The 26,348-nt window shown below is 33.0% G+C and carries 19 protein-coding genes; 4 read left to right on the top strand and 15 right to left on the bottom strand.

What is annotated here, in order from left to right; all coding sequences use genetic code 11:
* Nucleotides 1-172 precede the first annotated feature (172 nt).
* From Q0975_RS17045 to Q0975_RS17025, 5 genes are all read right to left on the bottom strand, one after another.
* Complete coding sequence (locus Q0975_RS17045; protein ID WP_299438835.1) at nucleotides 173-1,945, bottom strand: long-chain fatty acid--CoA ligase; 1,773 nt, start codon at nucleotides 1,943-1,945, stop codon at nucleotides 173-175.
* A gap of 280 nt (nucleotides 1,946-2,225) precedes the next feature.
* A complete protein-coding gene (locus Q0975_RS17040) occupies nucleotides 2,226-4,625 on the bottom strand; it encodes a M14 family metallopeptidase (RefSeq protein ID WP_299438833.1) in 2,400 nt (799 codons plus the stop codon).
* Nucleotides 4,626-4,795: 170 nt separating this feature from the next.
* A complete protein-coding gene (gene purL, locus Q0975_RS17035; protein ID WP_299438928.1) occupies nucleotides 4,796-8,461 on the bottom strand; it encodes a phosphoribosylformylglycinamidine synthase in 3,666 nt (1,221 codons plus the stop codon).
* A 154-nt stretch (nucleotides 8,462-8,615) separates the two neighbouring features.
* Nucleotides 8,616-10,454: an endonuclease gene (locus tag Q0975_RS17030; RefSeq protein ID WP_299438831.1), complete on the bottom strand. Its 1,839-nt coding sequence runs from the start codon at nucleotides 10,452-10,454 to the stop codon at nucleotides 8,616-8,618.
* A gap of 20 nt (nucleotides 10,455-10,474) precedes the next feature.
* Nucleotides 10,475-11,683 carry an RsmB/NOP family class I SAM-dependent RNA methyltransferase gene (locus tag Q0975_RS17025; protein ID WP_299438829.1) on the bottom strand — a complete coding sequence of 403 codons (1,209 nt, stop codon included), beginning with the start codon at nucleotides 11,681-11,683 and terminating at the stop codon, nucleotides 10,475-10,477.
* Between the two features lie 76 nt (nucleotides 11,684-11,759).
* Here Q0975_RS17025 and Q0975_RS17020 point away from each other — a divergent pair, with 76 nt between their 5' ends.
* Nucleotides 11,760-12,827 carry an oxidoreductase gene (locus Q0975_RS17020; protein ID WP_299438828.1) on the top strand — a complete coding sequence of 356 codons (1,068 nt, stop codon included), beginning with the start codon at nucleotides 11,760-11,762 and terminating at the stop codon, nucleotides 12,825-12,827.
* A 54-nt stretch (nucleotides 12,828-12,881) separates the two neighbouring features.
* On the opposite strand, the gene Q0975_RS17015 is transcribed toward Q0975_RS17020, so the two are convergent.
* The 9 genes from Q0975_RS17015 to Q0975_RS16975 all read right to left on the bottom strand — a co-directional run bounded on the left by Q0975_RS17015 (nucleotide 12,882) and on the right by Q0975_RS16975 (nucleotide 22,544).
* A complete protein-coding gene (locus Q0975_RS17015; protein ID WP_299438826.1) occupies nucleotides 12,882-13,325 on the bottom strand; it encodes a sensor of ECF-type sigma factor in 444 nt (147 codons plus the stop codon).
* A 10-nt stretch (nucleotides 13,326-13,335) separates the two neighbouring features.
* Nucleotides 13,336-13,974: a hypothetical protein gene (locus tag Q0975_RS17010; RefSeq protein WP_299438824.1), complete on the bottom strand. Its 639-nt coding sequence runs from the start codon at nucleotides 13,972-13,974 to the stop codon at nucleotides 13,336-13,338.
* Between the two features lie 31 nt (nucleotides 13,975-14,005).
* Nucleotides 14,006-14,548 carry an RNA polymerase sigma factor gene (locus Q0975_RS17005; protein WP_299438926.1) on the bottom strand — a complete coding sequence of 181 codons (543 nt, stop codon included), beginning with the start codon at nucleotides 14,546-14,548 and terminating at the stop codon, nucleotides 14,006-14,008.
* A 992-nt stretch (nucleotides 14,549-15,540) separates the two neighbouring features.
* Nucleotides 15,541-17,373 (bottom strand): ABC transporter ATP-binding protein, encoded by a 1,833-nt coding sequence (locus Q0975_RS17000; protein ID WP_299438822.1) that lies wholly within the window; start codon nucleotides 17,371-17,373, stop codon nucleotides 15,541-15,543.
* Nucleotides 17,374-17,403: 30 nt separating this feature from the next.
* Nucleotides 17,404-19,131 (bottom strand): phospho-sugar mutase, encoded by a 1,728-nt coding sequence (locus Q0975_RS16995; protein WP_299438821.1) that lies wholly within the window; start codon nucleotides 19,129-19,131, stop codon nucleotides 17,404-17,406.
* Between the two features lie 313 nt (nucleotides 19,132-19,444).
* Nucleotides 19,445-20,392, bottom strand: coding sequence for a glycosyltransferase family 2 protein (locus tag Q0975_RS16990; RefSeq protein WP_299438819.1), 948 nt, complete (start codon nucleotides 20,390-20,392; stop codon nucleotides 19,445-19,447).
* Between the two features lies 1 nt (nucleotide 20,393).
* Nucleotides 20,394-20,903, bottom strand: coding sequence for a DUF4199 domain-containing protein (locus tag Q0975_RS16985; RefSeq protein ID WP_299438817.1), 510 nt, complete (start codon nucleotides 20,901-20,903; stop codon nucleotides 20,394-20,396).
* A 281-nt stretch (nucleotides 20,904-21,184) separates the two neighbouring features.
* Nucleotides 21,185-21,712: a DUF4199 domain-containing protein gene (locus tag Q0975_RS16980; protein ID WP_299438815.1), complete on the bottom strand. Its 528-nt coding sequence runs from the start codon at nucleotides 21,710-21,712 to the stop codon at nucleotides 21,185-21,187.
* A 301-nt stretch (nucleotides 21,713-22,013) separates the two neighbouring features.
* Nucleotides 22,014-22,544, bottom strand: coding sequence for a DUF4199 domain-containing protein (locus tag Q0975_RS16975; protein WP_299438814.1), 531 nt, complete (start codon nucleotides 22,542-22,544; stop codon nucleotides 22,014-22,016).
* 234 nt (nucleotides 22,545-22,778) lie between these two features.
* Here Q0975_RS16975 and Q0975_RS16970 point away from each other — a divergent pair, with 234 nt between their 5' ends.
* The 3 genes from Q0975_RS16970 to Q0975_RS16960 all read left to right on the top strand — a co-directional run bounded on the left by Q0975_RS16970 (nucleotide 22,779) and on the right by Q0975_RS16960 (nucleotide 25,076).
* Nucleotides 22,779-23,258, top strand: coding sequence for a hypothetical protein (locus Q0975_RS16970; protein ID WP_299438812.1), 480 nt, complete (start codon nucleotides 22,779-22,781; stop codon nucleotides 23,256-23,258).
* Between the two features lie 109 nt (nucleotides 23,259-23,367).
* Entirely contained in the window at nucleotides 23,368-23,619 is a 252-nt protein-coding gene (locus Q0975_RS16965) for a type B 50S ribosomal protein L31 (protein WP_299256570.1), read from the top strand.
* A 275-nt stretch (nucleotides 23,620-23,894) separates the two neighbouring features.
* Nucleotides 23,895-25,076: a GlmU family protein gene (locus tag Q0975_RS16960; RefSeq protein WP_299438810.1), complete on the top strand. Its 1,182-nt coding sequence runs from the start codon at nucleotides 23,895-23,897 to the stop codon at nucleotides 25,074-25,076.
* A 93-nt stretch (nucleotides 25,077-25,169) separates the two neighbouring features.
* Here the strand turns inward: Q0975_RS16960 and Q0975_RS16955 are convergent, their stop codons facing one another.
* Nucleotides 25,170-26,228: a hypothetical protein gene (locus Q0975_RS16955; RefSeq protein ID WP_299438808.1), complete on the bottom strand. Its 1,059-nt coding sequence runs from the start codon at nucleotides 26,226-26,228 to the stop codon at nucleotides 25,170-25,172.
* Nucleotides 26,229-26,348 lie beyond the last annotated feature (120 nt).

Raw genomic sequence — 26,348 nt, 5'->3', positions numbered from 1 at the left:
TAAAGGTAAGGAAAATTTACTATGCACGCATAATAAATTCTAGAAAAATTATGAAAAGAGTAAGTAATTTACATTTTTCTAGTGAATTAATAAAAAAACTCCTCATAAAATGAGGAGTTTACTGATTTAAAGTTAAAGTTTTACACGATACATTTGTAATCAGTGAATTGAATTAGCCATAAATTTTACTATATAGATCTTGATATTTTGCTTTAATCACTTTTCTTTTTAATTTCATAGTAGGAGTGAGGTGTTCTGCCTCAATACTCCATTCATCAGCGGTAAGTTCGAATCTTTTAATGCGCTCCCACTTTCCAAATTTTTCGTTATGTTCGTCTACTTCTTCCTGAATACGATCAATTATTATTTGATTATTTATGATCTCCTCGTTAGTAGTTCCTATAGCGATATCTTTACGATCAGCCCAATCTTTTACAAACTCAAAATTTAATTGAATAAAAGCAGCTGGCATTTTTTCTCCATCTCCGATAACCATTATTTGCTCAATGAAACGAGATTGTTTCATTGCGTTTTCTATTACCTGAGGAGCAACATATTTTCCACCAGAAGTTTTGAACATTTCTTTTTTACGATCTGTAATACGCAAGAAACCTTCGCTATCTATTTCTCCGATATCTCCTGTATGGAAGTATCCATTTTGTAGGACTTCATTACTTTTTTCTTCGTCTTTATAGTACCCCATCATTACTTGCGGACCTTTTACAAGTATTTCACCATCTTTTGCAATTTTAACTTCAGTATCTGGGAGTACTTTCCCTACAGTACCAATTTTAAAACCTCTATCTCTGGAGTCATTTACAGAAACTACTGGAGATGTTTCGGTAAGTCCATAACCTTCCATCACATTTAGTTCTGCTGCATTAAAGACTCTGGCAAGCCTAGATTGTAACGCAGCACTACCTGAAGCTATTACCTTTAGATTACCTCCTAATGCTTCTTGCCACTTACTAAAGATTAGTTTTCTTGCAATTCCCAGTTTCTTTTCATACCACCATCCATTAGCTCCGTATGGTTCATATTGTAAACCAAGGTCAACCGCCCAGAAAAACAATTTCTTTTTTATTCCTGTAAGATCAGTTCCTTTGGCTATAATCTTATCGTACACTTTTTCTAATAATCTAGGAACAGCAGACATAACATCCGGATGTACCTCTTTTAGATTATCACTGATAGTCTCTAAAGATTCCGCGAAGTATATGGTAACGCCTCTATATTGATATAAATACATTAACATGCGCTCATAAATATGACAAACTGGTAAGAAACTTAACGCTTTTGTTTCTCCATCTACAATTGGAAATCTTGTAGAACTTGCTAATGCATTACTCACAACATTTTTATGACTAAGCATAACACCTTTTGGTCTTCCAGTAGTTCCAGAAGTGTATATTAAGGTTGCTAGGTCATCTTCTTTTACAGAAGCCATTAATTTTTCTACTTCTTCTTGATTACTGTCATCTGTACCAAGTTCTAATACTTTGTTCCAGCTATCACAACCATCTAGATCATTAAAAGAGTATACTCCTTTTAATGAAGGTACATTATCCTTAATGTTTTTTACTTTTTGTAAAACTTCATCATCTGATACAAAACAATATACAGATTCCGAATGATTTAAAACATATTCATAATCTTCCTGAGAAATAGTAGGGTAGATGGGTACATCTTGCGCAGCAATCTGCAAAACTCCTATATCAACAATATTCCATTCAGTTCTATTATTAGTTGAAATTATTGCAACTTTATCATTTGGTTTTACACCTAATCGCAATAAACCACGGCTAATCTTATTTGCTTTTTCTACATATTCTTTGGTAGAAGTAGCAACCCATTCTCCATCGTATTTTGTTATTAAAGCTTTATCTAAATTGTATTTCTCTAATTGATAATGTGGAAAATCAAATAATCTAGTAATTGTATTCATACGTTGTCTTAAGATATTTTTTCTCTGTTTTTAAAAACTTTTAAATTAAGCATTATATGTTATAAAAACAATACTTAACTCTTATCGTAAAGCTGCACAAAAAAGTTTGATCAGCATCATTGAATTCCTTTTGCTTCTGCAATATTAGAGAATTCTAAATATTACTATGCATGCATAGTTTCGCAAATTATAAAAAATCTAACAATATACAACCGTAATATATAAAAAAAGGAGTTATCTTTTGATAACTCCTTAAGTTTTATGTGATAAAATTGAATATTTATTGTTTCAATATTTTGAAAGTTTTTGTGTTTCCATTGATTTCTACGGTAAGGAAATACAAGCCTGAATTAAGTTGTGAGGTATTAAATTCTTGAATACCAGAAGTATTGTTTTTTGTGTATACTTCCTGACCGATCACATTTCTCATCTTCCAATTAAAAGATTTGGTAGATGATGGCGCTATTTTTAGAATGTCCGTTACTGGATTAGGGAATACTTTGAATTCAGAGAATAAATTATCTTGGACATTTAGTACGCTTTGGTCAATAGTGTTTACAATCAGGTCATCAAAAAAGAAACCATCTTGTTCTGTACCGCTATCTGAAACAAATTGAAAACGAATTTTTATAGTTTCACCAAGATAATCACTAAGGTCGATTTGTTCTAACACCCAATCCGTTTGCGTTCCATCATATAAAGGTTCGCCGGTTGGTTGTCCCGAATTGGTACTTCCTGAGTTCGAGAATTTACCACATTGTGGAATCCAAGAAGCTCCATTATCTATAGAGACTTCGAATTGTGCATAATCCCAATTGTTTTCAATATCCCATTTAGCGTAAAATTGAACATTAGCAAAAGCAACATCGGTAAGATCTATATTCTGAGTAAGTTCGATTGCTTTATTTTGATTGGGTGCATAATTGCCCGCTGGGGATTCAGTTATTGAGGCATTACCAGATACAAAAGTAGCGGTAGTAGTGGACCAGCCAGATTGTGTATAACTGTTTAAGCTATTAGCATTGTCATTAACGATACTCTGAAAAGCTCCATATTTTTTAGTTACGTTAACGGATTCAGTAATATTGCCTCCATCTACCTGAATTGTATACGAGATATCATCACCAATTTGTACAGAGTTATCAAGGTTAACTACTATATTGTCTGATACATTAGTTCCTATTTGTGTATTCGTGTAATTTTTTGGATTACCAACACTAGTAATGTTATTGGATATAGGTAAAATGCTAACAGTAAAATTTCCATTTCCTGTTACACCAAGTCTTTTTAAAATATAATCAGCATTAAATGATAAATTATCTCCAATAAAAGAATCACCTGTGTTTTCTGGTTGAGCATAATTATTAGTCATTTTGGCGGCAGTAAGATTTAGGTACATCATACCCTTACAGATTCCATCAATTTGATTAGAAGCTGGCCAGAAGGAAGTACCAACTTCCGGAGTAAAAGAAAATATTTTATTATGTGGTTGTGTAGTTCCTCCATACATGAAATCATCGCTATCTCCGGCAAAAGGAGCATCTCTTAATGGATTATAACCATTTTGGGATGTAAGTTCAGCTCCTATTGCTACAAAAATATCTTCATCCGGTGTAGGAGTGTTTGCAGCATAAGAGTAGGGGAAGTATAACAATTCGCCAAAAGTATGGTTGTTAAGAGCGATAACAAAATTGTGTTGTTCTGTAAACCATTTCATAGCTTGATTTTCTACTTCAGAAAAAGCACTGGTCCCATGATATGTTTGATCACCTGTAGAATTAGAAGATCCTGGCCCTCCCCAAGTAGCAGCAGCGGCATTTCCGTTGGGATAATGATCATAATTACGATTGTTATCTACTCCATGAGTATTAAATCTATTTTTCCTCCAAAATCCACCTCCGTTCGGATTGGTTACTTGATTATAAAGATATCCATCAGGATTTAATACGGGTATAAAATATAGTTCTGTATTGTCAACGATTTGTTTCACATCTGCATTAGAATCATAGTTTTCTAATAGATACCACATATAATAAATAAGTTGAGATAAACTCGCTGGTTCTCTGGCGTGATGGATAGCATCATATAATATTTCTGATTCGTTTTCATCTACCTCTGGATTATCAGATATACGAACCCATTGTATTGCGTTACCACCAATAGACGGAGATACTGAATTGTCTGCAGTCCCGTTGGTTAAAAAAGTTCCAACATTAGCTCTGGCAGAAATTAGATTTGGATATTGGGTACGCATAGCATCCAGATTATCTAACATTTCCTGATAGGTTAAATATCCACCCATAGAACCTAATGAAAAATTAGTTGGCGTAGGATAGTCAATTATAGCTCCACCACCTGATGGACACGTTAGGTTTTGAACTGCTTTTTGGTTTTTTGCAATTTCATTCCTTCTAATGAAGTCAGCTTCAGAATCTTCTATAATAATGTCTACCTGGAAACCAAGATCTCTTGCAATTTCAATTTCTGTTGATGAAAAATCAGAGATGATAAAGACTCCACGTTTATGCTGGCCGTGATCCATTGGTACTCCAGCATTCATTAGTATTTCAAAATTCTGAGGAGTATTGTATATGATTTTAGCTTTACTATATGTTAGTTTAGTTTGGGAGCTAGTTACTGCTGAAACCAAAAAAAATATTGCTATGAGTACTCTTTTCACGATAGGGCGTATTTAGGTTTTAAAAAATGGTATTTAAATTTTTGTAAACATTCTGATTAAATTATCACAAGTCATGAATCATAGATCAGTAGTACAGTTGTTAATATAACAGCCGTATAGTAATAAACCCTAAATTATTTTACACATTATTATTTGTAAAATAAAAATCATTATCGATTCTCAATCCACAACCTGGCATTTACAAAAGCTTCTATCCAAGGAGATACTTCATCTTGCCTTCCGTTAGGGTAATTAGCCCAATTCCACTGAAAAGTAGATCGTTCTATATGAGGCATCATTACTAAATGACGACCTGTTGTATCACACATCATGGCAGTATTGTAATCTGATCCATTAGGATTAGCTGGATATCCTTCATACCCATATTTTGCAACGATGTTATATTGATCTTCAGAAAGAGGAAGATTAAATTTCCCTTCACCATGTGAGATCCATACTCCTAATGTGCTTCCGGTTAATGAAGATAACATTACAGAATTATTTTCTTGAATCTTAACAGAAGTAAAGTTACTTTCGTGTTTATGAGATTCGTTATGAATCATTTTTCCGTGTTCGCTATGTTCTGGATTGATTACTTCTAATTCCATAAATAACTGGCATCCATTACAGATACCTACAGATAGTGTGTCTTCTCTTTTGAAAAAGTTTTTTAAAGCTGTGTTAGCTTTTTCATTATAAAGGAAAGCACCTGCCCAACCTTTAGCTGAACCTAGGACATCACTATTGGAGAATCCTCCAACAGCACCAATAAACTGAATGTCTTCTAAGGTTTCACGACCAGAGATCAGATCGGTCATATGTACATCTTTTACATCAAAGCCTGCTATATACATAGCGTTTGCCATTTCACGTTCAGAATTACTTCCTTTTTCACGAATGATAGCCGCTTTAGGTCTTGGTTGGGTATTATCAATTACCGGAAGTTTTCCTGTGAAATGCTTTGGAAATGTATATTGCAACGGTTGATTAGCAAAATTTTCAAAACGATCCTTTGCTAAATTATTTGCGGTCTGCTTTTGATCTAAAAGATACGATGTTTTATACCATGTTTCTCTTAAAGTTGAAATATCAAAATTATAGGAATCGTTTGAATTTTTAATTTCTAATGACCCCTTATTGGTTACTTTCCCGATATTGAAAAACTGAATATCATTTTCAGAAAGAATAGTTTCGATATCTGAGTTTGCAGTACTTTGGAATACAATTCCAGCATTTTCAGCAAAAAGAAGTTTAATCGCATCTTGTTCTTCTATTTCTGAAAGATCTAATGTTGCACCTAAGTTAATATCTGCAAAGCATAATTCTAATAGAGTAGTAATTAAACCACCAGAAGCAACATCATGACCAGCTACAATTTTGTTGTCACGGATTAATTGCTGAATGGTATTAAAGGTGTTTTTAAAATTTTCAGCATTCTTAATACTAGGTGCTTCGGATCCAATTTTGTTTACAACCTGAGAAAAAGAAGAACCTCCTAGTTTGTATGCGTCTTCTGATAAATTAAGATAGTAAATATCTCCACCATCTTTTTGAAGTACTGGTTCAACTACTTTTGTAATATCATTACAATTGGCAGCAGCAGATATAATAACTGTCCCTGGAGAAATAACTTCTTCATTTGGGTATTTCTGCTTCATAGAAAGAGAATCTTTACCGGTAGGTACATTGATTCCTAAATCGATAGCGAATTCCGAAATTGCTTTTACGGCTTTATATAATCTCGCGTCTTCCCCTTCATTTTTGCAGGGCCACATCCAGTTAGCAGATAAAGAAATAGCTTGTAATCCATCTTTTAATGGAGCCCATATAATATTAGTCAACGCTTCTGCGATAGAATTCTTACTTCCAGCTTCTGGATCGATAAGTCCAGAAATAGGGGAGTGACCTATCGAAGTGGCAATACCTTCTTTAGAAGTATAATCTAAAGCCATTACTCCACAGTTATTAAGTGGTAATTGTAAAGGCCCAGTACATTGTTGTTTAGCCACTTTACCACCTACACAGCGGTCTACTTTGTTTGTTAACCAATCTTTACAAGCAACAGCTTCTAGTTGTAATACTTGTTCAAGATACTGATGAATGTTTTCTTTTTTGTATGAAATCTCCTGATAATTACGATCAATGGTTTTGTCGTTCATAATAGTTTTTGGAGAACTGCCAAACATATCTTCTAAAGCCAAATCCATTGGTTTGTCACCCTTGGTTTTAGACTCAAAAGTAAAACGATCATCACCAGTAACATCTCCTACTTGATACATTGGGGAGCGCTCACGTTCTGCAATACGCTCTAAAGTATCGATATCTTTTTGACCAATAACCAATCCCATACGTTCTTGAGATTCGTTACCAATAATTTCTTTCGCAGAAAGTGTAGGATCTCCCACAGGTAATTTATCGAGATCAATTTTTCCTCCCGTTTCTTCTACTAGTTCAGAAAGGCAATTAAGGTGTCCGCCAGCTCCGTGATCGTGTATAGAAACAATGGTATTGACATCACTTTCTACCATACCACGAATAGCATTGGCAGCTCGTTTTTGCATTTCAGGATTAGAACGCTGGATAGCATTTAATTCGATTCCACTACTGAATTCTCCTGTATCTGCAGAAGAGACAGCTGCTCCACCCATACCGATTCGATAATTCTCTCCACCGAGAATAACAATCTTATCTCCAGTTTCTGGTTTATCTTTTATAGCCTGTTCAGCTTTTCCATATCCGATTCCACCAGCTTGCATAATTACTTTGTCAAAACCTAGCTTTCTGGCGTCTTCTTGATGCTCAAAAGTTAGTATTGATCCTGTGATTAGTGGTTGTCCGAATTTATTTCCAAAATCAGATGCTCCATTAGAAGCTTTGATTAAAATATCTACTGGAGTTTGGTATAACCATTTTCTTTCTTCTACGGCCTGTTCCCAAGGACGATTCTCTTCTAATCGAGAATAAGAAGTCATATACACAGCAGTTCCTGCTAGTGGTAAAGAGCCTTTCCCGCCAGCAAGACGATCTCGGATTTCTCCACCAGAACCTGTAGCAGCCCCATTAAATGGTTCTACTGTTGTTGGGAAATTATGTGTTTCAGCTTTCAGTGAGATTACACTTTCGAAAGGTGTTTCGTGATAAAAATCTGGTTTATCAGCACTCTTCGGTGCAAATTGAGTCACTTTTGGACCTTTGACAAAAGCTACATTATCCTTATAAGCAGAAACAATAGCATTAGGATGTATTTCTGAAGTTTTCTTTATTAATTTAAAAAGAGAAGTAGGTTGTTCTTCTCCATCTATAATAAAAGTTCCGTTAAATATTTTATGTCTACAATGTTCTGAATTCACTTGCGAAAAACCAAAAACTTCAGAATCGGTAAGTTTTCTTCCAATCTTTTCTGCTATACCTTCCAGATAAGCTACTTCTTCTTTATTTAGTGCTAAACCTTCACTTTTGTTATAAGCTTCGATATCATCTATTTCCAGAATCGCTTCTGGTTCAATATCAATGGTATATATATCTTGATTTAGATTAGCATACTTTTGAGAAAGCATTGGGTCAAAATCAGTGAAGTTCTCTGTAACAGACTGAAACTCCTCGATTCTAATAATTCCCTCGATTCCCATGTTTTGAGTAATCTCTACGGCATTGGTACTCCAAGGAGTAATCATTGCGGCGCGAGGACCAACAAAAAAAGCGTCAATAGACGCCGAAGAAATTTTAGGTTGGTTGCCAAATAACCATACTAATTTTTTGATATTTTCAGTTGAGATTTCGCTAGTGGTTTGTACCGCAAATACGTTCTCATTTTGGTTTCCGAAGAAGTGGATCATGCTTCCAGACTTTGTGTTGTTTTTAATAAGCTGCAAATTTACTGTTTTTATATAGAAAGTATTGTATAAAACTTAAACGGAATAATAGAGTTATTCACTAAATTTTAAACAATAGACCTAAATAAAAAAAGCGGCTAAATTGCCGCTTTTCTTTTTACTGTATAATTACCTTTTTGGTTATGCTCCTCTGAGGCGAAATAATTTTTATCAGTAACATTCCTTGAGGTAGATTGGACAGTTGAATTGTTTCTTGAATATTCTTTTTAGAAATAATTCGTTTACCCGTTATATCATATATGTTTAGTTCATTATCAATACCGTTAGGAATACTTATGGTTATAGAACCATCAATAGAAGGATTTGGATATATCATTATAGGATCATTCAGATCAAAATCATCTACTCCTAAGGCAGGATCATAACAAGTCCAAGAAAGATCATCGATAATAACTCTATCACTTGTAGTTGCTTTATCAGTAAAAGAAACAGCAATGTTTCCTGTAATGTTAATATCGCTAATAGTGGTTGTTTCCTGTGTATCACTATATGGAATTGTACCTACAGTAGTTCCATTAACTCGTACAGTAAATGTTCCACTACCACCACCAAATGCTCTGATGGTAGTTACGGTTAATGAACCAATACCTCCAGAAATTGAAGGAGCTGTAAGTTCTCCATTCCTAATGGTAATTGCAGCACCTGTGAGCGTTTGATCTGTTCTTGCATCAGTAGCATTCCAGGTTCCTCCATCATCACCGGTCCACATACGATCAGCATATGAACTAGATGCGGACCCTATATTAGTAAAGGTTTCTGATGCACAATCACCACCACCGGTTCCACCAGCTAAAGTTGTTCCATTTACAGAAGTACTTTGTGCAGATTCATTTCCTGCTGCGTCTTTTGCTGATACCGTAAAAGAGTACGTAGTTTCAGCACTTAAACCGTTAACTGCTGTATTTGTAGTTGCAACAGATTTATTAAAAACAGAATTCACATATACATCATAAGCAGTTACTGCGGTATTATCTGTAGAAGCTGTCCAAGAAAGATCAATACTGTTAGAGGTTTCATTAGATACCATCAAATTTGTTGGAACTGTTGGTGCTTCTGTGTCTAGCGTTACGTTCCATATCATTTGTACATATTCTGGATGATCAATGAACGGGTTTGCATTTCCTTGAAAATTGTAAGCGGCATTATTTCTATCGATTTCTCGTTGTGAAACTGCATCGGAAAGATGCCAACTCACTAATAACTCGATATACCAGGTTTCATAAAACTGATTTATAGATCCGTCCATAGGATTATTTGATGCTGTATGAGGATCCCAGGTTCCGCTTCCATCAGAAGGAGCATTAAGAGCTTCGTCTTCGTATCTTGTAGCAAAATACAGTAACATTCTTGCGATATCTCCTTTAAATTCATCGATTGGCTCAAATACGGTTCCTGAAAACCCCGAAGTAGCACTTGGGCCTCTTTTAGAATCGTTAGAATAGGTATCTGTTGGAGTTCCTACAACTCCAAAAGGGAAATTACTTCGTTGTCCATTTACATAACCATCAGAGGGAACTACATGATGTACATCAGTTCTCATTGGCAATAGTTCATTAAAAAAACCTTGAGGAAACAAATGCTCTCTGTTGTAACAAATACCTTCCGTGTTACCAACATTACCGCAAGCATCTCCTGGAGAAGTTCCTCCATTTGTATCATGATTATATGTAACAACATCAGAGGCAGTAGGTCTCTCTGTATACATATCGAGAACAGTATTGTCCATTTCGTAATAACTGTCATTATCGGTAGTTTGATATGCAGTGTATAAAGCACTATAACCTTGATCTACATGACCAGTTGATATGATATCCTTTAATTCTGTTTTAAGAGTAAAACCGGTAAGTCCATTAGCACTATCATAATATCCAGATGGAACCTGACTAAATCCCAAATAAAATGTGCAAAGTGCAATAAAAAGTAATCTTGTTTTCATTGTTCGTTACGTAAGTTGAGTTATTTTCGTTCTAGTAATGCCATATAGAACCCATCAAATCCGGATTCTGAACAGAGCACTTTTTTATCTTTTACAAAGATAAAATCTTTTCCTATTTCTGTGGTTAAGAAAGCTTTAACTTGATTTTGATTTTCCGAAGGTAAAATAGAACAGGTAGCATATACAAGCTTTCCACCCGATTTTACCATTTTAGAGTAGCTCTCTAATATTTCCGATTGCGTTTGTTTGATTTTTTCTAGAAATTCTGGTTGTAGTTTCCATTTGGCATCAGGATTTCTACTTAGAACACCTAATCCACTACAAGGAGCATCGATCAAAACACGATCTGCTTTACCATATAGTTTCTTAATATCCTTAGTGCTTTCTATGGTTCTTGGCTCTATATTGTGAGCACCCGCACGTCTTGCTCTTCTTTTAAGTTCCTTTAGTTTATTGCTATAAATGTCCATAGCAATTACTTGACCTTTGTTCTCCATTAATGCAGCCAAGTGCAGTGTTTTTCCACCAGCTCCTGCGCAAGTATCTACTACACGCTGGCCTGGTTTTACTTCTAGGAAATCAGCAACTAATTGTGATGAAGCATCTTGTACTTCAAAATAGCCCTTTTTGAAGGCTTCTGTAGAGAATACATTGGCTCTTTCTGTAAGTTGAAGTGCGGATGAATACCCATTGATAAATTCGGTGTCTATATTTTCATCCTCAAGAATACCTCTAAGTTTATCTCTGGAGATTTTTAAGGAATTAGCTCGCAAAACTACGGGAGCTTGTTGATTCAATGCATGAATTTCCTTGTCCCATTTTGCCCCAAGTTCTTTTTCTCCTAATTCATCCATCCAATCTGGTATGGATTCTCTGAATTTACGCGTATTGCTTAGTTCGTCAAAACGACCTTTTATACGTCTGGTTGGAGTAGGAATAATTTGTTTCCAGTCAGGCAATGTAATACCTCTTAATGTTGCCCAGACAGCAAAGATTTTCCAAAGATTTTCTCTTGAATAATGCTCAGAAATACCAGCGATTTCTGAATAAAGACGTTTCCAACGTACGATATCATATACAGTCTCCGCTACAAAACTTCTGTCTCGAGAACCCCATCTTTTATCACGCTTTAGTAATTTTTGAACTACTTTATCCGCATAAGCACCTTCATTAAAAATATCATTCAGTCCATCAATTACGGCAAAGACCAGATTTCTGTGTAAACGCATCCTTTATTTTTTTAGGGTTTGCAAAGGTAATCCTTTGCTTTAGAATAGTGTTATATTTGATTCAAAAATATTGGGTATGAGATTTTTACTATTGTTATTAGTTGTAGCACTTCTTAGTAATTGTGGTTCGGAGCAACGAAAAACGATTCAGCATAATTTTTCTGAAGTTATTGTAGAAACTGTTTTTAAAGATTCAATCAGTATTAGAGCTATTGAATTAGACAATAATTTATTAATGTTTGCTGGTAGTAATGGTATATATGGAACTTTTAAAATAGATGAGGAAGTTACTCTAGGAAGCAAAAAAATAGAGGTAATAGATTTTGAAGGAAAGAAAGTACACTTCAGAGCTATTGCGAATACAAGTACTGATTTTTTTCTTCTAAGCATTGCATCACCGGCACTTTTATATAAAGTTAATAAAGTTACAAGAGAAACGGCGTTGGTGTATAGAGAAGGTCATGAAAAAGTGTTTTATGATTCCATGACTTTTTGGAATGACAAAGAAGGAATTGCAATGGGTGATCCTACAGATGGATGTTTATCGATTATTATTACTAGAGATGGAGGTGAGACTTGGAATAAAGTTTCTTGTGATGATTTGCCTAAATCTGTAGAAGGAGAAGCTGCTTTTGCTGCCAGTAATGGAAATATAGCGATTGTAGGCTCTGATACTTGGATTGTTTCGGGTGGAATGAAATCCAGAGTGTTTTATTCCTCAGATAGAGGGAGTAGTTGGAAAGTTTCAGAAACACCAATAATACAAGGAACTGAAACAACAGGAGCATATTCAGTTGATTTTTATGATAATAATAATGGGATTATTTTTGGAGGAGATTATACAAAACCAGAAGAGAATAAAAGAAATAAGGCAATTACTACGGATGGAGGTAAGACTTGGAATTTAATTGCAAATGGAGTAGGAGCAGTATATAAAAGTTGTATCCGATATATACCTAATGGAGGTAGTAAGGAAATGGTTGCTATTGGTTTTACAGGAATCTCCATTTCTAATGATTCAGGGAATACCTGGAAAGATATTAGTAAAGAAAGTTTTTATACGATTCGATTTATAAACGATAGTATCGCTATTGCGGCTGGAAAAAACAGGATTGCGAAATTGACTTTTAAAACAAAAAAGTAAATGATAAAGGGATTTCATTTACTTTTTATTCAAAATCAGCAATATTTAGTATTGTCAATGTCCTTGTCGTCTTTTACGAAGTTGCTTTAGCAGACGCTTATTAAAGTCCATCTCTGCTTTCACAAGCTTTAGTATCTTTTTATGAGGAATAACTTGTCTTAGATCAGTTATTAGTTTTTTTCGTGCAAGAAACTTTTGTTCTTCTGCTTCAAGGTAACTGCTTAAAAAATCTTCGGCTTCTTTTTCGCTTAAATTATCAAAACCTTCAGCTTCTTTTATGGCTCTTACAGATTTTCTTTCTTTTTTCTTAAGTCCATCCATAGTAGCTTCATGTTCGTTATAAATCGGCCAAAACTGTTCAGCTTCATTACTACTAAGGTCTAATTGTTCTGTTATGTATGCTATTTTAAAAGCTTTTACTCGTTCTCTAGATCCTTTTTGTGCTAGAGCAATATGTGTAGTAAAAACAATAATAAATAGTAATAATATCTTTTTCATGTGTTCTTTTTTATTCAACATATATAATCTCATCTTCTAATTCTTCATCAGATAAATAGTTTTCTAATTCTTCATCACTGATTTCATCGTCATTAAATGTATCGATAAAACTAGCTTCATCATCAAGTAATTCAGCAATTTCAGTATCACTGAATTCTGCATTTCCTTCATCAAAATATTCCTGAATATCAACAATATCTATAGTGTCAAAATTGAATGGATCATTTCCTTTATTGATGGATATAGAAAAAACAATAGCAATCATGGCAGCGATACCAGAAATGTACAATATATTCTTTCGAGAGAATAATGATATTACTTTAGTTTCTTGCTTTACTTTAATTGTGTTTTGTAAAATAGTATTCTCAATATTTTCAAAGTACTTATCAGGTGTGGTTAAACCAGTTTTTAAATTATCAGTAAGGATGGATGATTCTGGATTATCAGAATTCAGTTTTTCCATAAGCTGATTCTCAAACGTACCAAAATAGTCTTCAGGAACCTTTAATCCGGAAGTTACCTTATCGGACAGTAAAGAAGTGTCTTTACCCTCTTGAGGGATTTTATCAAAAAATTTCTCCTCGAAATTATCGAAATAATCCTTAGGAACTTTAAATCCTTCTTTGCCGTATGTTTTATCTTTTTTCACTATATATAAGACGTTGTAAATGTAAAAAGGTTTAATTAATTTTTAAAAATTCTTCAATTTTTTTAGAAGCCAAATGATAGGAAGCCTTTAATGCACCTTCACTGGTTTCTAAAATTTCGGATATTTCTCTATATTTTAATTCTTGAAAATATTTCATATTAAATACTTGTTGTTGTTTTTGGGGTAATAGTGCAATGGCCTTTTGTAATTTAAGTTGAATCTCATCTCCTTCGAAATATACATCTGCTTCCAGGTTTTGGATGAGTTGCTGTTGTAACTCTTCATTACTCACATTGTATTTTTTTGCCTTTTGATTCAAGAAAGTAATAGATTCATTAGTGGCTATTCGATACATCCAAGAGTATAACTTGCTATCTCCTTTAAACTTTGATATGTTTCTATAGACTTTAATAAATACATTTTGTAATATATCATCAGTATCATCATGATTTTTCACCATATTTCTAATGTGCCAATATAATCTTTCTTTATATGCCGTAACAAGTTTGGTAAAGGCATTGTTAATGTCTTTATCTGTTTGCAAGGCAATGAGTAGGTTTTCTTCTTCTTTAATATTCAAAGGTTGGTAAAAGTTTTAGTGGACGTTAGTATACATTAATATAGTATAAGACTAAAATACATAAAAAAGGTTTAATTAGGTTTGTAAAACATTTTTTGTAGGAAATTGTAGGAATAAATATTAGTTATATAGTTTAATTACAGTTAAAATAGATAAAGTGCACAAATTGTTTGTTTTTTTAATAAATTAGTGTATATTTACATTGTAATGATTAATTAATACTTTCATTTCTCCCCAAATTTGAAAGTATTTTAAAGAATTAAGTTTTTATTTTAGAATAAGCCCCAAGATTATCGATTAGTTGTTTGAAGAAAAGAGTACGAAAGTGCTCTTTTTTTTGTTTTGGACTCCAATAAAGAATGGTACTACTGGATTTGGTTAATTCTATTAAAGTAAGAAAAATACTACTTTATTGTTGTTTTTTACTTGTTTAGTATGGTAAAAAACACTTTTTTTAGATAAAATGCGATAAAAATTTGGTGAATTAAAAAAATGTAATATCTTTACATTGTAATTAAGAGTTATCACTTTCATTTTCCCCAAGATGAAAGTCTTTAATAAAAGTGAGTTTTAATTTTAGATTAAGCCCCTAAATTAAGATGATTTGTGTGAAGAAAAAGAGTGCGAAAGCACTCTTTTTTATTTTAGATACTTTTCTTATCTCCTCGTAGGATTAATTAATGTGGTTCTTTATTCTGTTTACTTAATTGTAGGTTAAAACTTACAATAGTGGTTTTATGAAACTAAACAAATGTTAAAATGCATATTTTTTAGATAAAATACACAAAATCCTTTGCTGTGTTCAGAAATAGATTGTATATTTACAAAGTGAAAATGAGTTAGTGCTTTCATTTCCCCCAAAATGAAGGTTTTTATAAAAGTGAGTTTTAATTTTAGATTAAGCCCCTAAATTAAGATGATTTGTGTGAAGAAAAAGAGTGTGGAGACACTCTTTTTTGTTTTTGTATACTTTTGTTTTTCAGGTTTTAGCTGTCAAAAGATTGCATAGTAACTAATTTGTTATACACTCCATTTTTAGTTATTAACTCTTCGTGAGTTCCTTTTTCTACAATATTCCCTTTTTGCATTACAACGATTAAATCCGAATTTTGTATAGTTGAAAGCCTATGCGCTATAACGATACTAGTTCGATTCTTCATCATATTTTCTAATGCGGATTGCACCAAGCGCTCACTTTCTGTATCTAATGCTGAGGTAGCCTCATCCAGAATCATAATAGGAGGGTTTTTTAGAACTGCTCTTGCAATAGAGAGTCGTTGTTTCTGTCCACCACTCAATTTATTACCACTGTCACCAATATTGGTTTCTATCCCTTTAGGTAAGTCTTTGACGAATTCCCAAGCATTTGCAATCTTTAAAGCTTCTAATATTTCTTCGTCCGAAGCATTTTCATCTCCAATTAGTAAGTTATTTTTTATAGTATCATTAAATAAAATGGAATCTTGAGTCACCAAGCCCATTAATCCTCGTAAAGAATTTTTAGAAATATCTCTAATATCAATACCATCTATTTTGATAGTACCTTTATTTACATCATAAAATCGCGTAACCAGATTTGCTATAGTAGATTTACCACTACCTGATTGTCCTACAAGCGCAACAGATTTACCTTTAGGCACATTTAGGGTAAAATTATTGAGGACATATTCATCTTCGTATTTAAAGGAAATATCTTCTAAAAGGATATCAGCATCAAAATCATTTTTATCAACAGCTCCAGGTTTATCTTTTAATGGAGATTCTGTATTTAGAATTTCCAGTACACGCTCTGCAGCAGCATTTCCTTTTTTTACTCCGTAGTTAGCTTTTGAGATAGCTTTGGCTGGAGTTAAAATATTATATGCTAAACCGATATATGCTAAAAACATTTCAGCTTCTAAAGTTTTGCTAACAAATACAAGTCTTCCTCCATACCACAGTAATACAGAAATCACACAGATTCCTAAGAATTCACTAGTTGGAGAAGCTAAGTTCTGGCGATTCAATAGGGTATTAGAAAATTTAAAAAATCTAGATGTAGATTCTTGAAATTTAGTTCCAAATATTTTTTCGGCATTAAATCCTTTAATTACTTTAAGTCCTCCTAAGGTTTCTTCTACAATAGATAAAAAATGACCTTGTTCCTTTTGAACTTTATCCGAATGCTTTTTTAACGTTTTACCGATTAAGGATATTAGAAATCCTGAAACCGGAATAAAAATGAATACAAACAAGGTAAGTTTGGTACTCAGATAGAACATGAAAACTAATGTAAAAAGAATAGTAAGAGGTTCTCTAACAATTAATTCTAATATAGATAAAAAGGAATGTTGTATTTCTAGTACATCTGTAGAAATCCTAGCGATAGTGTCTCCTTTTCGCTTTTCTGAGAAAAAAGATAGCGGGAGACTTATGGTTTTTTCGTATAATTCATCTCTGATGTCTCTTAATACTCCATTTCTTAGAAATGTAATAAAATACATGGCCAGATAGTTGAAAATATTCTTAAGCATGAAAATAGCAATAATAGCTATGATCATATAGGTAAGAACATATAGCTCGCCTCTGGATGCTACATTCTCTGAAATAAAACAATTTAGAGAATCCATTAAGTAGTCCTTTGAGCTAGAGATACCATTCCAGATAGGTTCAGGGTATATTGTATTTTTATCTTTATTAAATAAAACCTTAAGCATTGGGATCAATGCAATGAATGATAATGCACTAAACAGTGCATAAAAAATATTACATATGATATTTAATATCCCGAAAGATTTATAAGGTTTCGCAAAGCGAAGAATTTGTTTAAAATAGTTCATTTAGTATTCAGAAACGGTAATTACCGTTATTTAAGTTAATTGAAGGTCTTTTTTGATAGCATCTATTTTACTATCTAATTGTTCCTGAACCTTATCAAAATCAGAAACGGTATCTAAAGACTCTTGTACACTGATATAAAATTTAATTTTTGGTTCTGTTCCACTTGGTCTGGCAGCAATTTTACTTCCTGATTCAGTGTAAAAAATCAATACGTTAGATTTAGGAATATCAATAGTTTTTTCAGTGTGATCTTGGGTGTTTTTAGCAATACTCGTTTGATAATCTTCGATTAGTACTACTTTTTCATTAGCAAGGTGTTTAGGAGGATTGTTTCTTAAATCAATCATTGTCTGTTTGATTTCTTCAGCTCCTTTAATTCCTTTTTTTACAAGGGATACCAAATTTTCTTTATAAAAACCGTGATCAACATATAGTGCCAATAACTCTTGATAAAAAGAGCTATCTTGTGATTTGGTATGCGCTACGATTTCGCAAGCCAATAGAGTAGCGGTAACAGCGTCTTTATCTCTAACAAAATCACCCACCATAAAACCAAAACTTTCTTCTCCACCACCAATAAAATGCTGTTCAGGAAAATCTTTAATGAGTTTAGCAATCCATTTAAAGCCAGTCAGGACTTCTTTGTATTCTACATCATAAGCTTCTGCTAGATTTTTCATCATAGGAGTAGAAACTATAGTCGAAGCAATAAATTCATTTCCTTTCAATCCTTGTTCCTTATAATGTTTTAATAGAAACCAGGTCATAACAACCATAGTTTGGTTTCCATTAAGTAGCTGTAGCTCTCCGTCAGTATTTCGAATTGCAATACCTAGTCGATCACAGTCGGGATCTGTACCAATCACGATATCTGCATTGACTTTTTTAGCAAGTTCCATAGCCATTGCTAGTGCTTCTGGCTCTTCTGGGTTGGGAGATTTTACTGTTGGGAAATTACCATCAGGTATTTCTTGTTCTTTTACGATATGTACATTTTTGTATCCAGCTTTTTCCAATGTTTCTGGAACTGCAGTTATAGAAGTACCGTGTAATGAAGTGAATACAATTGTAGTGTTATCTTTTGCTTGTTGAGTGGCTACAAAGCTACCTTTCTTAACACTGTTTTCTATAAAAGGTACATCAATCTCTTTATCTATTTTCTGGATCAGGTCAGTATTAGCTTCAAATTTAATGTCGGAATAATTCAATGAATTAATTTCCGCAATAATTTCACCATCTTGTGGAGGTACCAGCTGTCCTCCATCTTGCCAGTATACTTTGTATCCATTATACTCTGGCGGGTTATGACTAGCAGTTAATACGATTCCGCAATGACAGCCCAATTCTTTTACTGCATACGATAATTCTGGCGTAGGGCGTAAACTAGAAAATAGATATACCTGTATTCCATTAGCAGAAAATACATCTGCCACTAATTGCGCCAGTGTATCACTATTGTTTCTACAATCATAGGCTATTACAGCTTTGCCTTGTTCACCAGGGAATTGTTGTTGTAAATAGTTACTTAATCCTTGTGTGCTTTTTCCTAAAGTGTATTTATTGATGCGATTCGTTCCTACACCCATAATACCACGCATACCACCAGTTCCAAATTCTAAATCTTTATAAAAACTTTCTTTTAGAATTTCTGTGTTATTCTGTTGTAAATCTAAAATTTCTTTTTGAGTTTGGTTATCGAAAACTGGTGATAACCATTCTTCAACTCTTGTGGTTATTAAGGAATCTGAAATCTGCATTCTGTTTGGTTTTGATAGCAAAAATACTACTTAATACCATTTCTTATATGAAATGACCGTATAAAATTGTCTCTTTTGAATTAATGTTTCGTTACAAAATTGATCGATAGCTATGGCTATCAATAAATTTTATGCCTTACCTGAATTCAAAATAGTTCAATTTCGTATTTCAGTAATTTCATATAAGAACTGATATCATTTTGATTTGGTAGCTCTTTTAAAACGGATGTAAGCCGTTAAATTTAAGTTATATATTGATGTAATGGTAAAAGTTTTATCAATTCTTAGAACTCCGGTAGACGCAGTCCATTATTTAGAGATGTATTTTCTCAGATATTTTATAACGTTCTTTGTCTCTTTTGCTGGTTAAAATGATTTCTCCTAGAAAACCAGCTAAGAAAAATTGTGTTCCTAATATCATAGAGGTCAGTGCGATATAGAATTCCGGTCGTTGCGCAATTAATCTCCCTCTTTTTGCTATAAGTAACTTGTCTATTCCTAAATATAATGAAAAGCAAAACCCAACAATAAAAAGAATAGTACCGATAAGTCCAAAGAAGTGCATAGGTCTCTTACCAAAGCGAGACATAAACCAAATAGTAATTAGATCTAAAAAACCATTCACAAAACGGCTCATCCCAAATTTAGTTTTCCCGTACTTTCTTGCCTGATGCAATACTACTTTTTCACCAATTTTATTGAAACCAGCATTTTTAGCAAGCACCGGAATATATCGATGCATCTCTCCGTGGACATCCACTTGCTTTACTACTTGATTTTTATAAGCCTTTAATCCACAATTAAAATCGTGTAATTTCAGACCTGATGTTTTTCTTGCAGCAGCATTAAATAGCTTAGATGGTAAGTTTTTTGCGATTACAGAATCATATCGTTTCTTTTTCCATCCAGAAATCAAGTCATAATTATCTTTAATAATCAAATCATATAACTCCGGAATTTCTTCTGGGTTATCCTGTAAATCTGCATCCATGGTAATTACCACATCGCCTAATGCTTCTGCAAAACCAGCGTGTAATGCTTGGGATTTACCATAATTTCTAAGAAACTGTATTCCTTTTACGTTTTGATCTTTTTTGGACAATACAGATATAGCGTCCCAAGATCCATCAGTACTACCATCATCAATAAAGATAATTTCGTAGGAATAGGAATTGGATTGCATCACTTTTATGATCCAATCATATAATTCATTTAGTGATTCCTGCTCATTGAGCAATGGTATGACTACAGAAATATCCATTTTATGTTGATGCTGAATTAGTTTTGAAAACAGAACCTGCAATTAAAGAAATCACAGCTCCTAAAAATATAAACCAAATTGTATACATAATGACACCAATATAAGATTTGCTAGTATCTTGATTAGCTAAATTTTGTTGTACCTGCTCCAATTGATCAGGAGAGAATTGTTCTGTAAATCGTATTGTCATATTGGTCTGAAAATCAGGATCAATATACATGTCATATATATAGGCCATAGAACAATAAGATACACCAATGACTCCCATGATAATGATACCTACTTTTAGAGCATCTACAATAGTTAAAGTTCCTTTAGTGTTCTTGTACTTTTTGATTACATATATAATAATGATGATCTCCAATATCAAAGCGATCAAAAACGTAGCATAATATAGGATGGGAGCAATATCGAGTATTCTGGAAAGATAATCCAAAGCAACTCTAGCAATACCAGATAAAAGCGCTATGCCGAGAATGTAGTTAAGAAAATTTTTCTGAGAGACCCCCATTGATGATTTAATAAAATGATTTGGTTGACAAATATAAGTATTCCATTAATAGAAAATATGAACTCATCTTGACTTTCTGTTTTGAACCGAAAAATTCGGCTTTTGAGCTATAATGAAGATGTTTTTTCTCAGCATAGCCATAGCTACGGTAATAAAAAACAGCAAAATTAGAGTTTAAAATGTGAATTTTGTAGCCTAAAGAAAAGTTATGATGAGTTCTATTATAAAAAAATGGATTGCCGTCACAGCAATCCATTTGTAATTTTTGAATTATATATGTTTTAATATAAAGGCTCTTTCTTTTTTACTGCCAGACAAGCTAATAGTCCGATGATGATATAAATAAGCATTCCCCAGAACCAACCTTTTATTTGAGTAAGAAGGCCAAATTGATTTTCTTCTTCCATTTTGGCAACAGCTTTTTCGATCTCAGACTCTGGAGTTCCAAATTTTTCCATAAAGCCGACAGTAGACTCTATAATTTGTTCGGTAATCCCAGCGGCAGCATCAGGATCGATTACTACATAGATTAAGATACTCACTATGGTACTTATAATTGTACCGATAGCAATAGGTATTAGATAAGATGTAAAAGCATCTTTAAAAGAGATAAATCCACCAAGTAGTTTTCTACTCTTTATAGCTGATACAATACCAAAAATTATTATCATAACAGATATGCCGATTCCTGCCATCCAGTTGGTATAGAAGCCTTGATAGACAGTATAAGCAAGAACAATTACAAGTGATAGGATTACACCAAGTATAACTCCTAAGGATATAGCATTAGATTTAACAGATTTTTCCATAATTATAAAGTTTTGGTTATTTAGATATAACACATAAGTACACAAATGTAGTAAATTGTTACATTTAGGTTAGAAATATATTTTTAGGAGCGGTATATAATTGTATTTGAAACGTAATTTAGAATGAAGATCTATCCTCAATCTTTCTTTCTATGGAAGAATAAAAAAAGTTTCCCTTAGTTACTTAGCTTGTCGAAGTAGAAGTAGAAGAGGTATTTAGAAAGATTTTTATTTTGAAGGAATTAATAAAAACTTAAAAACATCTAATTACAAAATAGTTAGATTTTTGTGGTATTGTGGTTTATTTAAAAGGATCTCTCTTTTTTCTAATAATAAGACCACCTATTAATGAAATGAGAAAACCTCCTAACAAGTCTGAAATTAAGGCAGTTGTTATCATTCTAATAGGTGAAATAGATTTTCTAGTAAGAGCCATTTTTCTATCAATCTGTTCTTGTGTAAAATCAGATGAAGCTTCTGCTATACGCTTGATATGATTATTTTCGAGTTGTATTATAATTCCTGGATCTATTACTTTTATTAATAATATTTTCCATAAAATGGCTATTAACCCTCCTAATAATGATATTCCTATTCCAATTTTTAAAGCTTCTCCTAAACTAATATATTTATCATTATTATTTTTAAAGGCTATTAAACCCGTCATTATACAGGAAAGAGTTATTAAGAAAAAAATAGCAGCATGAAATAAGTTTTGCTCTGTATAGTGTCCAGTTAGATAGATGAAAAAACTAAAAATCACGGTTGCGATTCCTAAAACAATTCCATATTTAATAATATATTTTCTTACAGGAATAATCTTACTTTTCATTGAGTTTTTCTGGATTTATTTATAATAAATAATATCCAAATATAGCAAAATGTTAGTTACAAGTTACTTAGTTTTTGCTTTTTGGATGTGAAACAAACAAAAAAAGACTATATTTACGTTATAAAATTACGGTTAAACCATTGTTCTTGTTATTTTTTACAAGTCAAACTTATTTAATCATAAATGCTTTTTAACTGTTTTTTTTAGCTTTTTAACTCCCAAAATATTAAAAATATGAAAACAAAATTACTTTATCTAGCAAGTTTCCTGCTTGTTTTTTTTACTTCCTGTTCTGTAGATGAAAATGGTAATGAACCTACAGTGGATGAAAAAGAAGAAGCTGTTAAAGAACTTTTTGATTCGTTTTCAAAAAGTGTAGTGGATTCGCCAAGTTATTCTAAATTTATTAAAACATTACAGACTAAATCATCTTCAAGTATTACAGCCGAAGAACTACAAAAATTTGAGCAAGAATTTTTAAGCCAACAAACTGCTGAATTTGCGGAATTGTATTACTATGTATCGACCTTGGATATTACAAGGGAGGAACTTAGAAGTATTGTTATTGCGTATGCAGAATCAGTAAATAGAAATTTTTCAGGAGGTACAAAAGATAATAGTGATGGATGTGCAGAATTAGATAATCAAGAAAGTGACGATTATTTAATTGTCTTTTTATCTAAACTTTTATGTGAAGTAACAAGGAATAATTAATCTCAAAAGAAAAATTACGATATTAATTTAATCAAAATTAATTTTATTTAGGGTTGGTGTTTTGTAAAAAATGTTTAAATTTGCACCTCGAAAATGATAATATAATATAATGAGAAAAGATATTCACCCAGATAATTATAGACTAGTTGCCTTTAAGGATATGTCAAACGATGAAGTTTTTTTAACTAAATCTACTGCGAATACTAAAGAAACACTTGATGTTGATGGTGTTGAGTATCCGTTAGTGAAATTAGAAATTTCAAGAACATCTCATCCTTTCTATACAGGTAAATCTAAACTGATCGATACTGCAGGACGTATTGATAAGTTCAAAAACAAATATGCTAAATTCAAAAAGTAATTTAGTAGTTAAGAATTATTTGAAGCCTTTCTTTTTTAGAAAGGCTTTTTTGTTTTTATACGTTACCGTATTTTTGAACCCAGATTTTCTATTGTATAATCTGGGTAATGTTGTAGCTTATAAAAACGATATCTGATGTTACACTGAGCTTGTAGAAGTGTAAATAAGTTGCTTTATTAGTCTTCGACAAGCTCAGACTGACATTGTGAAAGTTTAATTTTAATAATTTGATAATCTGAATTAAACGGCAATACAAACATTTCATTTTTATAGCTATGAATTATATTCTTTTTGATGGGGCTTCCAGAAATTCGCTTCTTCCTTTTACGTATACCAGACCTGTTGCAGATATTAGGATAGGCATCCTAACGATTCGTGAGAAATGGGAACAATATTTAGGATACACAACTTCTACAATTACAGAAGATTATCTTAGTGAGAAGTTTCCGATGGTAGAATTAGAAGAAAATGTAATAATCAATGCTTCTTATTTGCCAACAGAGAATCTAGCGAGACTAATTAAAAACCTGCAACCGGATCAAGCAGTCTTTTATGAAGATGAACCGATTGCTTTTTATACAAAAGAAGATCAGGAAGTTGATTTAGATACCTATGAAGTGATTCAGTATGATTATGATGTATTTACAGTAAAATATACTTGGGATATTTTTTCTAAAAATGAACGAGCAATCAAAGAGGATTTTGATTTGCTTACTAAGGATCGACAAAGCCAGCCAATTCCGGATAGTAATAATATCATTGCTCCAGAAAATATATTCCTGGAAGAAGGCGCTAAGCTAGAATTCACCACATTAAATGCGTCAGCAGGACCTATATATATCGGTAAGGATGCAGAGATTATGGAAGGCAGTATTGTTAGAGGACCTTTTGTACTATGTGATCATGCGACGATTAAAATGGGCGCAAAAATATATGGAGGCACTACTGTTGGTCCACATTCTAAAGTAGGAGGTGAGGTAAATAATACTGTGATATTTGGATATTCTAATAAAGGTCATGATGGATTTATTGGGAATTCGGTAGTAGGAGAGTGGTGTAACCTAGGAGCGGATACCAATACTTCTAATCTTAAGAATAATTATGCAGCTGTGCGATTGTGGAGTTATGAAACAGAAGGTTTCGCCAAAACTGGATTACAATTCTGTGGATTGATGATGGGAGATCATTCTAAATGTGGGATCAATACCATGTTTAATACGGGAACTGTGATTGGTGTGAATGCTAATATTTTTGGAAGTGGATTTCCACGTAATTTTGTTCCTAGCTATAGTTGGGGAGGAAGTAGTGGATTTACTACCTATCTAACTAAAAAAGCTTTTGAAGTAGCAAAAGTGGTTATGTCTAGACGAGAAATAGAATTAACAGAAGAAGATCAAAAAATTCTCACTCACATATTTGAAGAAACAAAGCAATGGCGTAAGGGATATGAATCTTAGTTGTCATATGCTATAATATAAAAAAAAAACGCCATCTTACAAGATGGCGTTTTTGTATTTTAAACTTCTGTTTCGTGAAATACAGAGAGGTTATTATTGTTTTGTAAAAAATGATTTGATAGCTTCAATTCCCGGATCATTTAAGGTTAATGTAGATCCTGTAACTTCGGTTAGGTTAACTGAATAAGCATCGCCATTTTCATATGTCCTAGTTACTCCATCATCACTTTCGCTAAAAATAACTAGTGTTAGTAATGTTTCTTCTTCATCATACGCCCAATAACCAGTTGCAGTGTAATTATCTTCTTCTGCATCGTCATATACAGCTTCACAACTTTCTACAGTTGCTGAATAGTTGTAATCTCTACTTGTTTCATTATAAGCTTCCGAAAGTGTTCCATCTGCATTAAATGTGATGTTAGCGAAGTTTATCGTGTAGCAAAAAGCATCTTCTACGGTTAGGTTGTTTTCATTATTACAATCTATTGTTGAAGAATCGCAAGTTTCTTGCCCTACAGTATCTGTATCGGTTTCACCTTCATATGTGATTTCTTCTTTAGTAAGGTTCCAAGTGCCAACTAGGTTAGGATTTCCTCCCCAAGCTTCTACTTCTACACAAACTTCTGTAGGTTCACTAATGTTACCGTCTGTATCATAAATACATATAAAATAACAGAATGTTCCCGGAGAAACAGCATCTTCAAAATCTACATCAATTTCGATTTCTTGTTCGTTTATTTTGCTTATTTTCTGATTGAATACTCCTTTTCTTTTATTGCCGTTAGCTCTTGTAGGTACTGCCACGTTCCAGTATTCACCAGCCATTGTTCCGTCTTCAGAGGTTAACTGAATGTAAGCTCCGGCATAATTACTAGGAGCGTCAAAAGTGATGTCAAATCCATTTTTCTGAAAACCTGATTGAGTGGTTTGACTCATGCTAAACGCTAAGGTTCCTGTTGGAGAAGGCGCGTCACCAGAAACTTGAATTCCATTATTGATAATAATATTCTCGGATACTTCATCAGGGTTTAAAGCAACTTCCTCCGCTGGATCAGGATTTACAGCTACGATTCCACTAACTGAGTCATCATCACTACATGATATTGTTACGAGAAATAGTGATGCAAATGCACATAAATAGGCTTTTTTCATAAGATTTAGGTTAAAAATTTAGGTTAAAAATAAAATTATTCGATGGCGAATATAGTTAAAAACACCGATAAAGAGTTGGTTATAGTCGATTAAATACACTTTATTGAATTGGTGTAGTAT

The organism is uncultured Aquimarina sp. (genome assembly GCF_947500065.1).
Lineage (GTDB): Bacteria > Bacteroidota > Bacteroidia > Flavobacteriales > Flavobacteriaceae > Aquimarina.
This window is presented reverse-complemented; position numbering and strand designations above follow the sequence as displayed.